The sequence below is a fragment of the Streptomyces sp. TLI_146 genome, assembly GCF_002846415.1.
Taxonomy (GTDB): Bacteria; Actinomycetota; Actinomycetes; order Streptomycetales; family Streptomycetaceae; genus Streptomyces.
Genome location: NZ_PJMX01000001.1, coordinates 4,449,890 through 4,467,538, shown reverse-complemented (window position 1 = coordinate 4,467,538; position 17,649 = coordinate 4,449,890). Strand labels below are relative to the sequence as shown.

Below are 17,649 nucleotides of genomic sequence, written 5' to 3'. Positions count from 1 at the left end.
GTCAGGGGCGTCGCGCCCAGCTTGCTGAGGCCATACCCATGTCGCCGAAGGACACAAACCTTGTCTGAGGAAACGCGCGTTTTCCGCACCGCCGCCGTGATTCCCGCGGCCGGCCGCGGCGTGCGGCTCGGCCCGGGCGCCCCCAAGGCGCTCCGCGCGCTGAACGGCACACCCATGCTCATCCACGCCGTACGGGCGATGGCCGCCTCCCGCGCCGTCTCCCTCGTCGTCGTGGTGGCCCCGCCCGACGGCGCCCCCGAGGTGAAGAACCTGCTGGCCGAGCACGCGCTGCCGGAGCGCACCGACTTCCTCGTGGTGCCCGGCGGCGAGAGTCGCCAGGAGTCCGTCCGGCTCGGCCTTGAGGCGCTGCCGCAGGGCATCGACGTGGTCCTCGTCCACGACGCGGCCCGCCCGCTGGTGCCGGTCGACACGGTCGACGCGGTCATCGAGGCCGTACGGGACGGGGCCCCGGCCGTCGTCCCCGCGCTGCCGCTCGCCGACACCGTCAAGGAGGTCGAGCCGCACGCCGACGGCACCCCCGAGCCGGTGCTCGCCACGCCCGACCGCGCCCGGCTGCGCGCCGTCCAGACCCCGCAGGGCTTCGACCACGCCACCCTGGTGCGCGCCCACGAGAGCGTCACCGGCGACGTCACGGACGACGCCTCCATGGTGGAGAAGCTCGGCCTCAAGGTGGTGGTCGTCCCCGGCCACGAGGAGGCCTTCAAGGTCACCCGCCCGCTGGACCTGGTCCTGGCGGAGGCGGTCCTGGCCCGCAGGAGGGCGAACGATGGCTTCTGAGACGCCCCCGGCGCCGCAGGCCCCGGTGATCCCGCAGGTCGGCATCGGCACCGACATCCACGCCTTCGAGGAGGGCCGCGAGCTGTGGTGCGCGGGCCTGCTCTGGGAGGACGAGGGTCCGGGCCTGGCGGGCCACTCGGACGCCGACGTCGTCGCCCACGCCGCCTGCAACGCCCTGTTCTCCGCGGCCGGCCTCGGCGACCTCGGCGCCCACTTCGGCACCGGCCGCCCCGAGTGGTCCGGCGCCTCCGGCGTCACCCTGCTCACCGAGGCCGCGCGGATCGTCCGGGCCGCGGGCTTCGGCATCGGCAACGTGGCCGTCCAGGTGGTCGGCCCCCGCCCCAAGATCGGCAAGCGGCGCGACGAGGCGCAGAAGGTGCTCGCGGACGCGGTCGGCGCGCCCGTCTCGGTCTCCGGCGCCACCACCGACGGCCTGGGCTTCCCCGGCCGCGGCGACGGCCTCGCCGCGATCGCCACGGCGCTGGTGTACCGGACCGGATGACGACGTTCCGGCGAGCGTCGGAACGACCGCCGAAATGAGCACGGCACAGTGCGCCGGAAAAGCTTCTGTCACACTTCGGTGCCCCGTGGCCCAAGGGTCGCGGGGCACTGCTACGGGCCCACTACCCTGGACCCGTGACTATTCGCCTGTACGACACCAGCGCCCGGCAGATCCGTGATTTCACCCCGCTCGTGCCGGGCTGTGTCTCGATCTACCTCTGTGGCGCGACCGTCCAGGCGCCGCCGCACATCGGGCACGTCCGCTCGTACCTGAACTTCGACATGCTGCGTCGCTGGTTCACGTACCGCGGCTACGACGTGACCTTCGTCCGCAACGTCACCGACATCGACGACAAGATCATCCGGAAGTCGGCCGACCAGGGCCGCCCCTGGTGGTCGATCGGGTACGAGAACGAGCGCGCCTTCAACGACGGCTACGACGCGCTGGGTTGCCTGCCGCCCACGTACGAGCCGCGCGCCACCGGCCACATCACCGAGATGATCGAGATGATGCGCGGCCTGATCGAGCGCGGCCACGCGTACGAGGCGGACGGCAGCGTCTACTTCGACGTCCGCTCCTACCCCGGGTACCTGGCGCTCTCCAACCAGGAGCTCGACAACCTCCAGCAGCCCGCCGAGGAAGGCATCACCGGCAAGCGCGACCCCCGCGACTTCGCCATGTGGAAGGCCAGCAAGCCCGGCGAGCCCGACTGGGATACCCCCTGGGGCCGCGGCCGCCCGGGCTGGCACCTGGAGTGCTCGGCCATGGCGCACAAGTACCTGGGCGAGGCCTTCGACATCCACGGCGGCGGGCTCGACCTGATCTTCCCGCACCACGAGAACGAGATCGCCCAGGCCAAGGCCTTCGGCGACGCCTTCGCCGAGTACTGGATGCACAACGCCTGGGTGACCCTGTCCGGCGAGAAGATGTCCAAGTCGCTGGGCAACTCGGTGCTGGTCGCGGACATGGTCAAGCGCTGGCGGCCGATCGTCCTGCGCTACTACCTCGGCACCCCGCACTACCGCTCGATGATCGAGTACAGCGAGGAGGCCCTGCGCGAGGCCGAGTCGGCGTTCGCGCGCATCGAGGGCTTCGTCCAGCGCGTGGTCGAGAAGGCCGGGGGCGTGGTCGAGCCGGCCGCCGAGGTGCCGCCGGCGTTCGCCGAGGCGATGGACGACGACCTGGGCGTCCCGCAGGCCCTCGCGATCATCCACACCACGGTCCGCCAGGGCAACAGCGCGCTGGCCGCCGACGACAAGGAAGAGGCCGTCGCCCGGCTCGCCGAGGTCCGCGCGATGCTCGGCGTCCTGGGCCTGGACCCGCTGGACGCCCACTGGGCGGGCGAGGCCGACCGCGGCGAAGACCTGCACGGGGCCGTCGACACGCTCGTACGGCTGGTGCTCGAACAGCGCGAGGCGGCCCGCGCCCGCAAGGACTGGGCCACCGCCGACGCCATCCGCGACCAGCTGACCCAGTCCGGCCTGGTCATCGAGGACAGCCCCAGCGGCCCCCGCTGGACCCTCGGTCCCCGCTGACGGGGCAGCGCGATGTGCCGCCCGGGCGACCGGGCGGCACACTTCATATACGTACGTACGCAGGACCCACGGACGCCACGACGCCCCGTAGGTCGCAGAATCACGGAAACAGGTAGGTCATGGCCGGGAACAGCCAGCGCAGGAACCGCCGCACGTCCAACAAGAAGGGCGCTACGGTCGGCAGCGGTGGCCAGCGGCGCCGGGGTCTGGAGGGCAAGGGCCCCACGCCCAAGGCCGAGGACCGTAAGAAGCACAAGAAGAACCGCATCGCCACGGCCAAGGCCAGGCAGGCCGCGACCCGCCGCCCGGCCCCCCGCCGCGGCGGCCCCAAGGGCACGTCCGAGATGGTCGTCGGCCGCAACCCGGTCTTCGAGGCGCTGCGCGACGGCGTCCCGGCGACCACGCTGTACGTGCAGCAGTACATCGACAACGACGAGCGGGTGCGCGAGGCGCTCCAGCTCGCGGGCGAGCGCGGCAACATCAACCTGATGGAGGCCCCGCGCGCCGAGCTCGACCGGATGACCAACGGGCTCAACCACCAGGGCCTGGTCCTCCAGGTCCCGCCGTACGAGTACGCGCACCCGCAGGACCTCCTGGAGGCCGCGTACGACAACCACGACCAGCCGCTGATCGTGGCCCTCGACGGCGTCACCGACCCGCGCAACCTCGGCGCGATCGTCCGCTCCACCTCCGCCTTCGGCGGACACGGCGTGGTCGTGCCCGAGCGCCGCGCGGCCGGTATGACGGCCGGCGCCTGGAAGTCCTCGGCGGGCACCGCGGCCCGTACGCCGGTCTCGCGCGTCACCAACCTGACCCGCGCCCTGGAGGACTACAAGAAGGCCGGTGTCACGGTCGTGGGCCTGGCGGCCGACGGCGAGCACACGGTCGAGCAGTTGGAGGCGCTGGGCGGTCCGGTCGTCATCGTCATCGGCAGCGAGGGCAAGGGCCTGGGCCGCCTCGTCGGCGAGACCTGCGACTACCGCGTGCGGATCTCGATGCCGGGCGGCGCCGAGTCGCTGAACGCCGGTGTCGCGGCGGGCATCGTGCTCTACGAGGCGGCGCGCCGGCGCAAGGGCTGACGCGCGTACCGCCGGACGGGCTGTCACCCGACGCCCGTCCGGCGTACATGATCTTGACGGGCCTCGGACAGATCCCCTCCGTCAAGGCAGTGTCCTAAACCTCCATCACTCGGTTAGATGAGTGTGGACACCAGAACGCCCCGGCCCGGGTTCGACGATCAGCCTGCCCTGAGTATGGTCAAGGTGGACTCGGACCCCGCGCAGGTCATCGTCAACCACGCCAGTTTCCGGGTGCACTTCCCTCCGAAGGCCCAGCCGAGGCGCCCGCTGAAGGACCCGGCGAGGGTGCCGGCCGGGGCGGCCCGGCGCCGGGCCCCGGTGGTGTGGAGCGGACGGGCGGCGCCCGGGGCGACCGGCCTGCTCCAGGCGGTGCGCGGCCTGGACGCGACGGCCGCGGAGGGCACGTCGCTCGACGTGGGCGCCACCCAGGTCATCCCGCGCATCGACGAGGACACCATGCCGACGCCGGTCGTGGTGGCCCCGCGCGCGCCGCTCGGCGACTCCGGCGGCGCCGACACGGCCCTGCTCCAGGCGGTGCGCCAGAGCCCGCCCGGCTACGGCCAAGGGGCGTACGGGGACGACGAGTTCGACGAGTTCGAGCGCGGCTACGAGGGTGACGGCTCCGACGGGCCCGACGGTCCCGAGTCGCGCGGGCAGCGCCACGGCGCGGACCAGGTGCGGCACGCGTACTACCCGGGCCGCCGGATGAACCTCGGCGTGGTCCTCCTCCCCCTGCGCGTCTTCCTCGGCTTCATCTCCGTGTACGCGGGGATGGGCAAGCTCTGCGACCCCGTCTACTTCGACGGCGGCGAGCGCGGCTCGATGATGAAGTGGCTGAACTCGCTGCACCCGTGGGGCCTCGCCGAGCCGCTGCGCTCCTTCGCGCTCCAGCATCCGGTCGGGGCGGGCCTGTCGGTGGCCTTCCTCCAGATCGTGGTGGGCGTGCTGACCATGCTGGGCCTGTGGCAGCGGGTCGCGGCGGTGTTCGGAGCGCTGCTCTCGGCGGCGCTGCTTGTGACGGTGAGCTGGCAGACGGTCCCGGCGTACGACGCGCCGGACTTCATCTACCTGGCGGCCTGGTCCCCCCTGATCACGGCGGGCGCGCCGGTGTACTCGCTGGACGCCCGCCTCTCCGGTGAGGCCTGGCGCCGCCTCGGCCCGCGCTCCACGCTGTGGGAGCTGCGGCGGCGGGTGCTGCGGCGGGGCACGGTGATGGCGACGGTCGTGGTCGGTCTGACCCTGCTGATCGGCTCGCTCCTGGGCGGCGCGGTCCGCTCCACCGAGATGGTGACGGTGCCGGGGCCGCACTCCGACCCGACCAACTACCTCCCCGGCACGCCGCTGGCGCCCGCGCCGCACGCGCCGGCGGTCCGCCGGCCCTCCCCCAAGCCGTCCGTGAGCGGCTCGGCGAAGCCGTCGGCGAAGGCGTCCAAGAAGGCGCGGTCGAAGTCGGTACGGGAGTCCGGCACGGTGGGTGGTGTGCCGAGCCAGACGTCCCAGGGGACGACGGGGCACAAGCCGTCGACGTCCCGTCATCAGGCGCCGGTGGCGCCGTCGACGACGAGTGCGGGGCCGACGTCCACGGGTGGGGCGTCGACTCCGTCGGGCAGCACGTCGGGCAACCGGAACCCGATCGGCGGCCTCCTGGGCTGAGGGGGCGTTTTCCCCCACCCCGCCCCTTTCCTGCTGTGACATGTGCGGCTCCGCCGCGTGGCCTCTGGCGGGCGGCCGGGTGGGGGCGGGGCGTTTGTCTGCGGACCGTGGTGGGTTGCTCGCGCAGTTCCCCGCGCCCCTAGGGGGTACGGGCTGCGGGCGAGTGCGAGGGCGGAGCCGAGCCTTTCAGGGGCGCGGGGAACTGCGCGACCAGCCACAGCGGACCCGCAGACGAACGGGGGGCGGGGGCGCAGCACCCCGGAGGGGGCTCAGTGGGCCGCCGCCGCCAGTTCCTTCGCCGCCTCCGTCAGGTCCTTCGCCGTGTCGATTGCCCGCCAGTACGCCCCGTGCGGCAGCGGGTACCCGGCCAGGCGGCGCTCGCGGGCCAGGCGCGGGAACGTGGTGCGCTCGTGGTCGCCCCGGTCCGGCAGCAGGGAAGTGAAGGCCGACGAGAACACGTACACGCCCGCGTTGATCAGATACGGCGACGGCGGGGACTCGATGAAGTCCGTGATGTGGCCGAAGGCGTCGGTCTCGACGGCGCCCCAGGGGATGCGGGGCCGGGCCAGCGCCAGCGTGGCCGTCGCGTCGCGCTCGCCGTGGAAGGACGCCATCTCGCGCAGGGAGAAGCGCGTCCAGATGTCACCGTTCGTGGCGTACCACGGCTGGTCGGGGTGCGGCAGGTGCGCGGCCGCGTACTTGAGGCCGCCGCCCCGCCCCAGCGGCTCGCTCTCGACGACCGTGGAGACGCGCAGCGGCAGATCCGCCGAGTCCAGCCACTCCTGGAGCACACCGGCGAGATGGCCGCAGGAGATCACGGCGTCGGTGACGCCCTCCGCGGCCAGCCAGGCGAGCTGATGGCCGATGATCGGGGTCCCGGTGCCCGGGATCTCGACCATCGGCTTGGGGCGGTCGTCGGTGTACGGACGCAGTCGGGAGCCCTGGCCGCCCGCCAGGACCACGGCCTGCGTCGGGAAGGTCGAAGTCGTGCTCGCAGTCATGCGGTGAACGATATGCGCTGCGGCGCAGCCGGAGTCGCTCAGGACTCCTGGGCCACGCCCGACGCGAACGACGTGTCGCAGACGGGGCGCGAGTACGACTGGGCCTTCACGGGCCCGTACTGCTCCACGGCGGCCCGTCCGAGCGCCCGCGCGATCGACATGCAGTGCCGGGCGAGCGAGGGGCGCCGCTCCACCTCCCGCTGGAGGTGGGTGAGGGCGGTACCGGGGTCCTTCTCCTGGAGCTCGACGAGGAGCGCGTCGCGCAGGACGTCCTGCGGGGTGCGCGGCTTCGCGCGTACGGAGACGTCCTCGGAGGAGGCGGTCAGCAGCTGCGAGTCGCTGGTCCCGGCCCAGTTGACCCGGGTGACCGCGAGCGTCCCGGAGAGGACGAGGACGACGGGCAGGACGAGAGCTAGGGTGCGGCCGATTCGGCGGGCTGTGTGCGTCACGGAGGCGAGCGTAGCGGGGGGTAATGATTTGGCGACATTTAGTCACCCGGTCGAGGGATGGTTCGAGGCGGCGTTTCGAATCCGGTGTTGACGAACGGTGTTCGAAATGGGCGGTCTGCCGGGGTATTTGTCGACAGGCTCCAGGGCAAGGGAAAGCCCCGCACCCCGGTAGGTGGGTGCGGGGCCGGCTGACGTGCCGCCGTACGTCAGTCGCTGAGGCGCTCGCCCGTCGAGGTCGAGAAGACATGCGTCTCGCCGGGGCGCGGAACCACGTGGAGCTGGGTGCCCTTCTCCGGGACTGAGCGGCCGTTCACCCGGACCACGAGGTCCTTCTGCTCGCCGCCGACCTCGGCCGTGCCGTACACGTAACCGTCGGCGCCGAGCTCCTCCACCACGTTCACGGTGACCGCGAGGCCCGCGGGCTCGGCGTCACTGTCCTTGGTGAGGGACTTCGCCACGCCGCCGTTGTGCTCGACGATGTCGAAGTGCTCGGGGCGGACACCGACCGTCACCGTGCGGTCGCCCCTGTCTGCGGCCGCGGACAGCGCCTCGCGGCTCACCGGGACGACGCTGTTGCCGAACTTCACGCCGCCGTCGGTGATCGGGACCTCGACGAGGTTCATGGCGGGGGAGCCGATGAAGCCCGCGACGAAGAGGTTGGCCGGGCGGTCGTACATGTTGCGGGGGCTGTCCACCTGCTGCAGGAGCCCGTCCTTCAGTACGGCCACGCGGTCGCCCATGGTCATGGCCTCGACCTGGTCGTGGGTGACGTACACCGTGGTGATGCCGAGGCGGCGCTGGAGCGAGGCGATCTGCGTACGGGTCGAGACGCGGAGCTTGGCGTCGAGGTTCGACAGCGGCTCGTCCATGAGGAAGACCTGCGGCTCGCGGACGATCGCGCGGCCCATGGCGACGCGCTGGCGCTGACCGCCGGAGAGCGCCTTCGGCTTGCGGTCCAGATACTCGGTGAGGTCGAGGATCTTCGCCGCCTCCTCGACCTTCTTGCGGATCTCCGCCTTGTTGACCCCGGCGATCTTCAGGGCGAAGCCCATGTTGTCGGCGACGGTCATGTGCGGGTAGAGCGCGTAGTTCTGGAACACCATGGCGATGTCCCGGTCCTTCGGCGGGAGGTGGGTGACATCGCGGTCACCGATGCGGATGGCTCCGCCGTTGACGTCCTCCAGGCCCGCGAGCATCCGCAGGGAGGTGGACTTGCCGCAGCCCGAGGGGCCGACGAGGACGAGGAACTCGCCGTCCTCGATCTCGATGTCGAGCCCGTCGACCGCGGGCTTGGTGGAGCCCGGGTAGATCCGGGTCGCCTTGTCGAACGTGACAGTGGCCATGGGAGACCTGTCCCTTCACCGGCAGGAACGTGCCGGACGATCCGAGTAGAGGGAGAAGTGGTGTAGTCCACCTGGGTGGGCTGCACGAGACGCTACCCGGCGATGTCCGATCTGTCAGCAGGTGCGAGCGGGGAACTTCGTGGAGCTCCCGATCGTGCTCTGTGTAGAGTGAGGGAGCCTCGCGTGCGGGTGCCGATCGTCTGCCGGTCGCACGCGCTGCCGCCTTAGCTCAGTTGGCTAGAGCGCTTGACTTGTAATCTTGAGGTCGTCGGTTCGATTCCGACAGGCGGCTCCACCGAAACACCGCGTAACACCGTGTCCCGGACCTTCCTGGTCCGGGACAATTGTGTTTCAAGGGGTGTTGCGAGGGGTGTGCGGGAAAGGGGTCGGGGAGCCGTATGAGTCGTCGTGCCAGCGGGCTGGTCGGGGTGTGGGCGGAGGCGCAGCGGCAGCAGCAGCGCCAGCAGGAGGCCCAGCACCGGGCGTCGGTCCAGCAGCAGCGGCAGCAGGAGCGCCGGCAGCGGGAGTACGAGCGGGACGCGGCCCGCGTCCACCGCGAGCAGCGGGCGGCCTACCGGCAGAGCCGGGAGGCGGACGCCCGGCAGCGCTCGCAGGAGCTGGACGCGCGCGTGGAGGCGCTGACGGGGCTGCTGGCGGCGGGGTGCGCCGAGCCGCCGTTCCGTACGGCGGCGCTGCTGCGCGAGGAGCGCATCGAGCCGTTCGCGCCCGGGGCGCTGGCCCAGCCGGTGCCGATGCCGGACCCGGCGCGCTACCAGGCCCAGGGCTGGCGCCGAGGCCAGGCGCAGGCCGCCTACCAGCGGGACTGGGACGCGGCGCAACTGGCCGAGAACGACCGGCGCCGCCGCCTCGCCGACTACCGTGAGCGGTACGAGAGTTGGGCGCGGGGCGGGCTCGACGAGGTCCGGGCCCACAACGCGGGCGTGGCCGACCTGGCGCGCGGAGTGCGGGCGGGCGAGCCGGACGCGGTCGTCGAGTACTTCTCGGCGGCCTTGTACGCGGCGTCGGCGTGGCCGGAGGGCTTCCCCCGCCGCCTGTCGTGCGCGTACGACAGGGGCGCCGGGCAACTGGTCCTGGACTGGGAGCTGCCCGCCCTCGACGTGGTCCCGGCGGCCAAGTCCGTACGGTACGTGGCCAGTACGGACGAGGAGCGCGAGTCGGCCCGCCCGGTGTCCCAGCGGCGCGCGCTGTACCGGGACGCGCTGGCGCAGAGCGTGCTGCTCGTGGTGCGGGACCTGTTTGCGGCGGACGAGTTCGGCGTACTGCAGTCGGTGGCGCTCAACGGCTTCGTCGACGACGTCGACCCGGCGACGGGCCGCCGGGCGGAGATCTTCCTGGCGACGGTGATGGTGGACCGGCCGTCGTTCCAGGCCCTGAACCTGACGCAGGTGAGCGCGGTGGACTGCCTGACGGAGGCGCTGCGCGGCCAGCTCTCGGCCCGCCCCGACCAGCGGGCGGCGGTACGCCCGGTGCGCCGCCCCCAGGACGTGGGCTCGGGCGTCCTCTCGCACGGCGCCGACGCGTCCGCCGAGGAACCGGACCTGTTCGCGATGGACCCGATCGAATTCGAGGCCCTGGTGGCGGAGTTGTTCCGGGCGCGGGGGATGGGGGCGGTGACGACCCAGCGCTCGAACGACGGCGGGGTGGACGTCGAGGCGGTCGACCCCGACCCGATCAGCGGCGGCCGGATCATCGTCCAGGTCAAGCGCTACCGCAACACGGTCCCGCCGACGGCCGTCCGCGACCTGTACGGCACGGTCCAGGGCGCCGGTGCCAACAAGGGTGTCCTGGTGACGACTTCGGGCTTCGGCCCCGGCTCGTACGCCTTCGCCCAGGGCAAGCCGCTGACGCTGGTGTCCGGGGCGGAGCTGGTGGAGCTGCTGCACGCGTGCGGGTTGCGGGGGAGGCTGGGGGAGCGGCCGGGGCGGGGGCCGTCGGGGACGCTGGTGGACGTGCCGGCGGCGGGCCAGGGGGATCCCGAGCCCGAATCGGACTCCGACTCCGACTCCGACTTCAACGTCCTGGGCATGACCTGGACCGGTTCGGTCGTCCTGGACGTGTGCGCGCTGGTGTGCGCGGGCAGCCGGGTGCTCGACGACGACCACTTCGTGTTCTTCAACAACCGTGAGATACCCGGGGGTTCGGTACGGATGGTGCCCGGCGCGCTGGGCGACCGGGCGGCGGTCCGGGTGGCGTTCGACGCCCTCCCGCCCCGGGCGGACCGCCTGGTCCTGGTGGCCTCGGTCGACCCCGAGGCCAACCCGGACGCGGACCTGACGGGCTTCACGGACGCGGGCATCCGCCTGCGCGACGCGACGGGCACGGAACTGGACCGCCTGGAGGTCTCGGACGGCCGGGTCGGCGAAACGGCCCTGGTGCTGGGGTCGTTCCGGCGGCGGGCGGGGGGCGACTGGGACTTCGTGGTCGGGGGGAAGGGGTATCGGGGCGGGCTGGAGGAGCTGGTGGGGGACTTTGGGATCGAGGTGGAGTAGGGGGGTGGTTGCGCGGCAAGTGCCGCACATGTGTGCGCTGTTGACGCACACTCCCTTGCCCGTCATGTTCGTAGAACACCGTGGAACCCGCACAACTGTGGAGGGCAGTCATGGCGCTACTGTTCATCGCCAAGGACCCGAACACGAACGGAACCCAGTGTCCGACAGCCTGGGTGGACGACGAAGCGGAAGAGATCGTGGTTCAGGGCTGGAAGGCCGGGGAAGCCCTCCTGGCGCGGTGCCGCGAGACGGGGTCGATCCCGGAATCGGAAGCGGTGGTGCGGCTGCCGATCCGTATGGTGCCCGCGCTGAGGGAGGCATGTGATGTCGCAGACCGACTTGGAATTCGTTGATCTGCTCGCGAACACCCGGCATTCGGCCGTCCATCTGGAGATGCGGGACGGCTATGGGATCGGCCAGGAGGCGGCGGAGTTCGATGCCTGGCGGGCCGGCTGGCGGCCGGACACCGACCCTGCCACCTGGTGGAACGACTTCCACAGCTGGGTACGTGACGCGACCGCACGCGGGGTGTCCTTCCGTCGTGCGCGCATCGTCTCGGAGCCGGTGAGCGAGTACATCGCCTACGAGTACGACTGCACGTACCAGAACGTGGCGGCAGGGGAGTCGGTCCGCTGGCTCCCCCGGCGGCGGGCGTCGGACATCGCTCTTCCCGGCAACGACTTCTGGTTGTTCGACGGGCGCGTGATCATGTGGAACCACTTCACCGGGACCGGCGGTTCGGCAGGTCCGGAGGTGGACGAACGGCCCGAGGTCGCGAAGCTCTGCGCCACCGCCTTCGAAGCCGTCTGGGCGCGGGCGACGCCGCACGACGACTACCGGATCAGACCCGCTGCTCCGGCCGTCTGATCTGACGGACTCATCAGCCACATGCCCGCGACCGCATCGTCCAGCGTCGAGGACGCCCGCAAACTCGTAGCCGACCGCCTGCGGGAGATTCGCCGGGACGCGGGCCTCAAAGCCCGCCAGGTGGCGGCCAGGACGGGCTGGTATCCGTCCAAGGTCTCCCGCCTGGAGAACGCGGTCACCCCTCCCTCCGATGAGGACATCCGCGCGTGGTGCCTGGCCTGCGCGGCCGAGGACCAGGCCGTCGACCTGATCGCCGCCGCCCGCTCCGCGGACAACATGTACGTGGAGTGGCGGCGGGTCCAGCGCACAGGTCTGCGCCGGCTCCAGGAGTCGTACATCCCGCTGTACGAGCGGACCCGCGTGTTCCGTACGTACTGCTGCAACGTCGTCCCCGGCGTGCTCCAGACCCACGCCTACGCGACGGCGTTGATGCGTTCCATCAGCCGCTTCCACGAGACCCCCGACGATGTGGCCGACGCCGTCGAAGCCCGACTGGACCGGTCGGCGCGGGTGGTCCGCGAGGGCGACCACCGCTTCGCCCTGGTGCTGGAGGAGTCGGTCCTGCGGCACCGGGTCGGCAACGCCGAGACGATGGTCGGGCAACTGGGCTATCTGCTGGCCGCGATGGCCTTCCCGTCCGTCTCTCTCGGCGTGATCCCGTTCTCAGCCGAGCGCCGGATGTGGATGATCGAGACGTTCACGGTCTACGACGAGGAGCAGGCGGAAGCAGAGCTCCTGACGGCTCGCGTGAACGTCACAGCGCCCGCCGAGATCCGCCAATACCTCAAGGCCTTCGGCGAGTTCTCCCGACTGGCCGTCTACGGGGCCGACGCCCGAGCACTGATCACCTCAGCCGTGGACTCGCTGGGGTGATCCGCGTGGAAATCCGTGGAACTTCCTTGGATGCGGCGACGCCGCCTCCCTAGCGTGGACGTCAGCCACACGATGCGAAGGGGGCGCCATGTCCACCCCAGCCACCTGTCCTGCCACGCCTGTTGAGACGCCATGGCAAGGGGTATCCGCTCCTCCGCCGACCATCGGATGCGATGTGTGCGCGGCCCTGGAGACAGCACGTGCCACCGCGCGACGCGCAGGCGACGGCTCCACGGTCTCCGACTGCAACGTGGAGATCCGGCGGCACCCACACGGGGCGGGGGTACACGCGTGATTCCCATGGAGCAGTACAAGAGCACCCTGGCCGAGGCGGAACACATCGCGGCACTGCTGCGGGTCGCCCTCGCCCGCGCCGGAGTCACTGAGGCCCAGGCCGCGCGGGTAAGGCCCCTGGTCACCGGGGCCGGGCGCGGCTACGTGGAGCTCGGCGCTCTCCACGTCAAGGACGCGCACCGGCTGCTCGACGCACTGGGCCCGGCCGCGGGTGGCTCTGCCGCTGGCTATGCTCCCGTCGCCAGCCCCTCCAACGCCCCACCCGCCAACCGATAAACCGTCCACTCGTCCTGCGGCCGCGCCCCCAGCGACTCGTAGAAGGCGATGGACGGGGCGTTCCAGTTCAGGACCGACCACTCCAGGCGGCCGTAGCCGCGGGTCACGCAGATGCGGGCCAGTTCCGTCAGGAGGGCCTTGCCGTGGCCGCCGCCGCGGTGGGCGGGGCGTACGTACAGGTCCTCCAGGTAGATGCCGTGCACTCCGCGCCACGTCGAGAAGTTGAGGAACCAGAGCGCGAAGCCCGCCGGTTCGCCGGTGGCCGTCTCCGCGATGTGCGCGTACGCGGCCGGGTGCTCGCCGAACAGCGCCTCACGCAGCTGCTCCTGCGTCGCCCGCGCCTCGTCGGGACACTTCTCGTACTCGGCCAGTTCGCGGACCATGGCGTGGATGACGGGGACGTCTTCGGGCGTCGCGGTACGAATCATGGCCGCAGGGTAACCGGGCGGGGGCGGAGCGGTCGCGGGCATTCCGTTCCCCGGACGGGGAGGGACCCTCACAGGTGCCAGGACCGCACCGCCGCGCCGACCTCCACCTGTTCCGCCTCCAGCGGCTCGCCGTCCTCGATCTCCCACAGGCAGTTCTGGAGCACCCGGCCCAGGGTCCAGGCGCGGGCCCGCTCGCGGTCCAGGCCCAGCACCTCCGTGAGGGCGTCGAAGCGCCAGCGGAGCTCCGCCGGGTCGTAGCGGTTGTCGAGCGCCGGGAGGAGTTCGAAGGCGGGGTCGCCCGCCAGCGGGGTGGGGTCGATGGCCAGCCAGGGTTCGCGGTCGGCGGCCACCACGTTCTCGTAGTGGAGGTCCCAGTGCAGGAGCCGGTCGCCGGGCTCCGCGGCGACCTCGCAGACCGCCGCCGCGCAGTCGAGCAGGAGGCGCCGTTCGAACGGGTCCGTGAGGGTGCGGACCGCGTCCGGGGTGTCGTCGAGCATCGCCGCGGCCACTTCGCCCAGGCGGCGCAGCTCCGGCGGGGCCGGTACGGCGGTGAGCCGGGACAGCAGCCCGCCGATCACCAGAACGGCCTCCCGCGAGTCCGCCACCGAGGTCAATAGGCGGGCGGAGTCGAGCCGTTCGAGCAGCATCGTGCCGGTCCCGGCGTCGTGCCGCAGCAGCCGCACCGCGCCCGCCCCGTCCCACGCCCGCAGTGCGACCGGCTCGCCCACGCTCTCCTCGTCAAGCAGCTGGAGCTTAAGGACCGCCGGGGTGCCGTCGCCGGTCGTCACCGGAAGCACCAGCGCGCACATCCCGTACATGGAGGGCCCGTCGAGCCGCAGCCCCCACCGGTCAAGGAACTCGGCCGTCCGGCCCGGCAGCTCCTCGATGAAGGCGCGGCCCGCGTGCCCGTGGAAGCGCGTCTGCGTGGCGACCAGCTCGTCCGGAATGTCGATCACCCGCCCGACCCTACGCACGTGGGTCAATCACTTCATGCGGTTTTTCTCCCGGAGGTCCGTGTCCCGGCTGTCCGCCCCCGTGCGCCGGTACGTCCGCAGCGCCCCCGGCACGTACCTCTGGCTGGCGGTCCTGTTCGTCACCACCATCGCCCTGCACCACATGTCGCCGGAGTTCGAGGAGGACTTCCTGCGGCAGCGCTCCACCAACATCCACGAGCTGTCGACCAACCCGGTCCGGGTCCTGATCACCAGCGCCCTGTGGATCGACGGCGGCCACTGGCTCCCGTACGCCGTCCTCTACTCCGTCTTCCACGCGCAGGCCGAACGCTGGCTCGGCACCCCGCGCTGGCTCGCGGTCGTCGTCCTCGCCCATGTGCTCGCGACCTACCTCAGCGAGGGCGCGCTGCTGTGGGCGGTGCACCACGAGGTGGCCCCGCGGTCGGCGGTCAACACCCTTGATGTGGGCGTGAGTTACGCACTCGCGGGGATCATCGGCGTGCTGACGTACCGGATCGCGGCGCCCTGGCGGTACGTGTACCTCGTCTGTGTCCTCGTCCTGTACGGGACCCCGCTCCTGACCGGCCGCACCTTCACCGACCTCGGCCACTTCACGTCCGTGCTCGTCGGGCTCGCCTGCCATCCGCTCGTACGGGACCGGGGCGCGCCCTGGGACCCTGTGACGACAGTCACGAGATACCGGCGTCCTTGAGCACCTTCGCGAACGCGTCCGCGTCCAGGATCGCCGAGCCGTCGCCCGCCGGGCGCTCGCCATCGATCAGGACGGTCGGGCTGGAGTTCACGCCGGAGCCCTCGAAGGCCTTCTCGGCGGACGCCACCCAGCTTTTGTACGTGTTCTCGCGCACCGCCTTGTCGAAGGCGGCGCCGCGCAGACCCGGCACTTTGTCCGCGATCTTCAGCAGGTTGTCGGCGGTGTAGCCGTCGCTGCCCTCGTCCTCGGGCTGGCTGGCGAAGACGGCCGCGTGGTACTCGGCGAACCTGCCCGCGTCCACCGACGCCCGCAGCGCGCCCGCCGCGTTCTTGGATCCGCTGCCGCCGAGGTTGCGATCGAGGAAGGAGGCGAGCGTGTAGCGGATCTTGACCTTGCCCTGGGCGGCGAGCTCCGCGAGCGGCACCGCGCCGGACGCCTCGAACTTGGCGCAGTACGGGCAGCGCGGGTCCTCGTACACGGTCACGGTGTGCGCGGCCGACGGGCTGCCCACGACGATTTCCGCACCCTCCGCCTTCGCCGGGAGCTTGGCGAGGGTCGCCGCGTGCGGCGCGGCCTTCACCTCAAGGTCGGCCGGGGCGGAGGCACTCGAACCGGACCCCGAGGAGCACGCGGCGACCGAGACGCCGAGCGCCCCGGCGAGCGCGAGCGCCACGGCCGCGCGACGGACCTTGCGTGCGGACGGACGTCCGGTCATACGAGTCAGCTCTCCCACGGTGTCGCTCTCGATGGTGGTTCGACGGCGCTTCGATGTCGTGCCAAACCTGTCCATATCGAAGCTAGTTGCCCGGCCGGGCGGCCCGGCCCGCCGAAGGTCCCGACCCGCAGGGCCGAAGGTCCCGCGCGACCCCTTTTCCGCGCCTTCGGATTCCGTACCTGCGGATTCCGCATCTGGACAGGTCCCACCCGGCGGTGTACCAACAAGCCCCATGAGCACGCGGACGATCAACGGCGGCATCTCCTTCTGGTACGCGCAGGACGGCATCCCCGCCCCCCGCGAGCCCCTGACCGGCGACGCGACGGCCGACGTCGTCATCGTGGGCGGCGGCTACACGGGGCTGTGGACGGCGTACTACCTCAAGAAGGCCGTCCCCTTCCTCAACATCACCGTCCTGGAGGCCCGCTTCTGCGGCTACGGCGCCTCCGGCCGCAACGGCGGCTGGCTCTACAACGGCATCGCGGGCCGCGACCGGTACGCGAAGCTGCACGGCCACGAGGCCGCCGTACGCCTCCAGCGGGCGATGAACGAGACGGTCGAGGAGGTCGTGCGGGCGGCGGCGCAGGAGTCGATCGACGCCGACGTCCATCAGGGCGGGGTGCTCGAAGTGGCCTACACCCCCGCCCAGTTGGCCCGCCTCAAGGCGTTCCACGCCGCCGAGCTCGCGTTCGGCGAGCAGGACCGGCTGCTGCTCGGGGCCCGCGAGACGGCCGAGCGGGTGCGGGTCGCCGGGGCCGTCGGCTCCGCCTGGACCCCGCACGGCGCCCGCATCCACCCCGTCAAGCTGGTCAAGGGCCTGGCGGCGGCGGTGGAGGCGCTGGGCGTGACCGTCCACGAGTCGACCCCGGTGACGGAGATCCGCCCCAAGCACGCGGTCACCCCGTACGGGACCGTCCGCGCCCCGTACGTCCTGCGCTGCACCGAGGGGTTCACCGCGTCCCTGAAGGGCCAGCGCCGCGCCTGGCTGCCGATGAACTCGTCGATGATCGCCACCGAGCCGCTGCCCGCCGACCTGTGGGAGACGATCGGCTGGGAGGGCCGCGAGACGCTGGGTGACATGGCGCACGCGTACATGTACGCGCAGCGCACCGCCGACGGCCGGATCGCGCTCGGCGGGCGCGGCGTGCCGTACCGCTTCGGCTCCCGCACCGACAACGACGGCCGTACGCAGCCGGAGACCATCGAGGCCCTGCGCGAGATCCTGATCCGCTTCTTCCCCCAGCTCGCCGGGGTCGCGGTCACGCACGCCTGGTCGGGGGTGCTCGGGGTGCCGCGCGACTGGTGCGCCACGGTCACCCTGGACCGCTCGACGGGCCTCGGCTGGGCGGGCGGCTACGTCGGCTCCGGCGTGGCCACCGCCAACCTCGCCGCCCGCACCCTGCGCGACCTGGTCCAACAGGACTCCGGCCAGTCCGGCCCCACCGAACTGACCGCCCTGCCCTGGGTCAACCACAAGGTCCGCCGCTGGGAGCCGGAACCTTTCCGCTGGCTGGGGGTGCGGGGGATGTACGCGGCGTACCGGGGGGCGGACCGCCGCGAGCTGTCGTCGCATACGGCGACGACGGACCGGATCGCTGTGGTGGCGGACCGGATTTCCGGGAGGCATTGAGGGGGCGATCACCACCTCTGAAGGGCCTCAG

The 17,649-nt window shown here is 71.9% G+C and carries 18 protein-coding genes and 1 tRNA gene; 13 read left to right on the top strand and 6 right to left on the bottom strand.

The genetic code is table 11. The features are described 5' to 3' along the window. Window positions 1-60 precede the first annotated feature (60 nt). From ispD to BX283_RS19970, 5 genes are all read left to right on the top strand, one after another. A complete protein-coding gene (gene ispD / locus BX283_RS19990; RefSeq protein ID WP_101388931.1) occupies window positions 61-798 on the top strand; it encodes a 2-C-methyl-D-erythritol 4-phosphate cytidylyltransferase in 738 nt (245 codons plus the stop codon). Continuing rightward, on the top strand, window positions 788-1,300 hold the full coding sequence (ispF, locus tag BX283_RS19985) for a 2-C-methyl-D-erythritol 2,4-cyclodiphosphate synthase (protein ID WP_101388930.1): 513 nt from the start codon (window positions 788-790) through the stop codon (window positions 1,298-1,300). Before ispD ends, ispF begins: the two co-directional genes overlap by 11 nt. A gap of 134 nt (window positions 1,301-1,434) precedes the next feature. Continuing rightward, on the top strand, window positions 1,435-2,835 hold the full coding sequence (cysS, locus tag BX283_RS19980) for a cysteine--tRNA ligase (protein WP_101388929.1): 1,401 nt from the start codon (window positions 1,435-1,437) through the stop codon (window positions 2,833-2,835). A 119-nt stretch (window positions 2,836-2,954) separates the two neighbouring features. After that, complete coding sequence (rlmB, locus tag BX283_RS19975) at window positions 2,955-3,914, top strand: 23S rRNA (guanosine(2251)-2'-O)-methyltransferase RlmB (protein WP_101388928.1); 960 nt, start codon at window positions 2,955-2,957, stop codon at window positions 3,912-3,914. 117 nt (window positions 3,915-4,031) lie between these two features. Beyond that, window positions 4,032-5,567: a DoxX family protein gene (locus BX283_RS19970; protein ID WP_101388927.1), complete on the top strand. Its 1,536-nt coding sequence runs from the start codon at window positions 4,032-4,034 to the stop codon at window positions 5,565-5,567. Between the two features lie 269 nt (window positions 5,568-5,836). Here the strand turns inward: BX283_RS19970 and BX283_RS19965 are convergent, their stop codons facing one another. The 3 genes from BX283_RS19965 to BX283_RS19955 form a co-directional block, all read right to left on the bottom strand. Next, window positions 5,837-6,568, bottom strand: coding sequence for a nucleotidyltransferase family protein (locus tag BX283_RS19965; RefSeq protein WP_101388926.1), 732 nt, complete (start codon window positions 6,566-6,568; stop codon window positions 5,837-5,839). Between the two features lie 38 nt (window positions 6,569-6,606). Continuing rightward, on the bottom strand, window positions 6,607-7,017 hold the full coding sequence (locus BX283_RS19960) for a hypothetical protein (RefSeq protein WP_101388925.1): 411 nt from the start codon (window positions 7,015-7,017) through the stop codon (window positions 6,607-6,609). Window positions 7,018-7,223: 206 nt separating this feature from the next. Beyond that, on the bottom strand, window positions 7,224-8,360 hold the full coding sequence (locus BX283_RS19955) for an ABC transporter ATP-binding protein (RefSeq protein WP_101388924.1): 1,137 nt from the start codon (window positions 8,358-8,360) through the stop codon (window positions 7,224-7,226). A gap of 218 nt (window positions 8,361-8,578) precedes the next feature. Between BX283_RS19955 and BX283_RS19950 the strand changes: the two genes are divergently transcribed. From BX283_RS19950 to BX283_RS19920, 6 genes are all read left to right on the top strand, one after another. Further along, window positions 8,579-8,655, top strand: a tRNA-Thr gene (locus BX283_RS19950). Between the two features lie 103 nt (window positions 8,656-8,758). Continuing rightward, window positions 8,759-10,870 carry a restriction endonuclease gene (locus BX283_RS19945; protein ID WP_101388923.1) on the top strand — a complete coding sequence of 704 codons (2,112 nt, stop codon included), beginning with the start codon at window positions 8,759-8,761 and terminating at the stop codon, window positions 10,868-10,870. 110 nt (window positions 10,871-10,980) lie between these two features. After that, window positions 10,981-11,223, top strand: a complete 243-nt coding sequence (locus tag BX283_RS19940; RefSeq protein ID WP_101388922.1) for a hypothetical protein — start codon at window positions 10,981-10,983, stop codon at window positions 11,221-11,223. After that, window positions 11,195-11,737 (top strand): DUF6879 family protein, encoded by a 543-nt coding sequence (locus BX283_RS19935; RefSeq protein ID WP_101388921.1) that lies wholly within the window; start codon window positions 11,195-11,197, stop codon window positions 11,735-11,737. The genes BX283_RS19940 and BX283_RS19935 overlap by 29 nt, the downstream gene beginning before the upstream one ends. A 21-nt stretch (window positions 11,738-11,758) precedes the next feature. Next, window positions 11,759-12,610 carry a helix-turn-helix transcriptional regulator gene (locus tag BX283_RS19930; protein ID WP_101388920.1) on the top strand — a complete coding sequence of 284 codons (852 nt, stop codon included), beginning with the start codon at window positions 11,759-11,761 and terminating at the stop codon, window positions 12,608-12,610. 300 nt (window positions 12,611-12,910) lie between these two features. After that, window positions 12,911-13,180, top strand: a complete 270-nt coding sequence (locus BX283_RS19920; protein ID WP_101388918.1) for a hypothetical protein — start codon at window positions 12,911-12,913, stop codon at window positions 13,178-13,180. On the opposite strand, the gene BX283_RS19915 is transcribed toward BX283_RS19920, so the two are convergent. Both BX283_RS19915 and BX283_RS19910 read right to left on the bottom strand, forming a co-directional pair. Beyond that, window positions 13,132-13,608, bottom strand: coding sequence for a GNAT family N-acetyltransferase (locus BX283_RS19915; RefSeq protein WP_101388917.1), 477 nt, complete (start codon window positions 13,606-13,608; stop codon window positions 13,132-13,134). The two genes, BX283_RS19920 and BX283_RS19915, sit on opposite strands and share 49 nt — an antisense overlap. A gap of 68 nt (window positions 13,609-13,676) precedes the next feature. After that, the gene (locus BX283_RS19910) at window positions 13,677-14,582 is read right to left on the bottom strand and encodes an aminoglycoside phosphotransferase family protein (RefSeq protein ID WP_373979603.1); all 906 of its coding nucleotides are present in this window, start codon (window positions 14,580-14,582) and stop codon (window positions 13,677-13,679) included. A gap of 16 nt (window positions 14,583-14,598) precedes the next feature. Here BX283_RS19910 and BX283_RS19905 point away from each other — a divergent pair, with 16 nt between their 5' ends. After that, the gene (locus BX283_RS19905; RefSeq protein WP_101392471.1) at window positions 14,599-15,273 is read left to right on the top strand and encodes a rhomboid-like protein; all 675 of its coding nucleotides are present in this window, start codon (window positions 14,599-14,601) and stop codon (window positions 15,271-15,273) included. Here BX283_RS19905 and BX283_RS19900 read toward each other — a convergent pair. Beyond that, window positions 15,251-15,988, bottom strand: a complete 738-nt coding sequence (locus tag BX283_RS19900) for a thioredoxin domain-containing protein (protein ID WP_180357202.1) — start codon at window positions 15,986-15,988, stop codon at window positions 15,251-15,253. The two genes, BX283_RS19905 and BX283_RS19900, sit on opposite strands and share 23 nt — an antisense overlap. Window positions 15,989-16,220: 232 nt before the next feature. On the opposite strand from BX283_RS19900, the gene BX283_RS19895 reads away from it, so the two are divergent. After that, the gene (locus BX283_RS19895) at window positions 16,221-17,618 is read left to right on the top strand and encodes an FAD-binding oxidoreductase (protein ID WP_101388915.1); all 1,398 of its coding nucleotides are present in this window, start codon (window positions 16,221-16,223) and stop codon (window positions 17,616-17,618) included. The last annotated feature ends 31 nt before the right edge of the window (window positions 17,619-17,649 follow it).

Excerpts from the sequence above, each read along its gene's own strand:
- ispF (WP_101388930.1), top strand. The coding sequence starts at position 788 with ATGGCTTCTGAGACGCCCCCGGCGCCGCAGGCCCCGGTGATCCCGCAG.
- rlmB (WP_101388928.1), top strand. The coding sequence starts at position 2,955 with ATGGCCGGGAACAGCCAGCGCAGGAACCGCCGCACGTCCAACAAGAAG.
- BX283_RS19970 (WP_101388927.1), top strand. The coding sequence starts at position 4,032 with ATGAGTGTGGACACCAGAACGCCCCGGCCCGGGTTCGACGATCAGCCT.
- BX283_RS19965 (WP_101388926.1), bottom strand. The coding sequence starts at position 6,568 with ATGACTGCGAGCACGACTTCGACCTTCCCGACGCAGGCCGTGGTCCTG.
- BX283_RS19955 (WP_101388924.1), bottom strand. The coding sequence starts at position 8,360 with ATGGCCACTGTCACGTTCGACAAGGCGACCCGGATCTACCCGGGCTCC.
- BX283_RS19945 (WP_101388923.1), top strand. The coding sequence starts at position 8,759 with ATGAGTCGTCGTGCCAGCGGGCTGGTCGGGGTGTGGGCGGAGGCGCAG.
- BX283_RS19940 (WP_101388922.1), top strand. The coding sequence starts at position 10,981 with ATGGCGCTACTGTTCATCGCCAAGGACCCGAACACGAACGGAACCCAG.
- BX283_RS19935 (WP_101388921.1), top strand. The coding sequence starts at position 11,195 with ATGTCGCAGACCGACTTGGAATTCGTTGATCTGCTCGCGAACACCCGG.
- BX283_RS19930 (WP_101388920.1), top strand. The coding sequence starts at position 11,759 with ATGCCCGCGACCGCATCGTCCAGCGTCGAGGACGCCCGCAAACTCGTA.
- BX283_RS19920 (WP_101388918.1), top strand. The coding sequence starts at position 12,911 with ATGGAGCAGTACAAGAGCACCCTGGCCGAGGCGGAACACATCGCGGCA.
- BX283_RS19915 (WP_101388917.1), bottom strand. The coding sequence starts at position 13,608 with ATGATTCGTACCGCGACGCCCGAAGACGTCCCCGTCATCCACGCCATG.
- BX283_RS19905 (WP_101392471.1), top strand. The coding sequence starts at position 14,599 with ATGCGGTTTTTCTCCCGGAGGTCCGTGTCCCGGCTGTCCGCCCCCGTG.
- BX283_RS19900 (WP_180357202.1), bottom strand. The coding sequence starts at position 15,988 with ATGACCGGACGTCCGTCCGCACGCAAGGTCCGTCGCGCGGCCGTGGCG.
- BX283_RS19895 (WP_101388915.1), top strand. The coding sequence starts at position 16,221 with ATGAGCACGCGGACGATCAACGGCGGCATCTCCTTCTGGTACGCGCAG.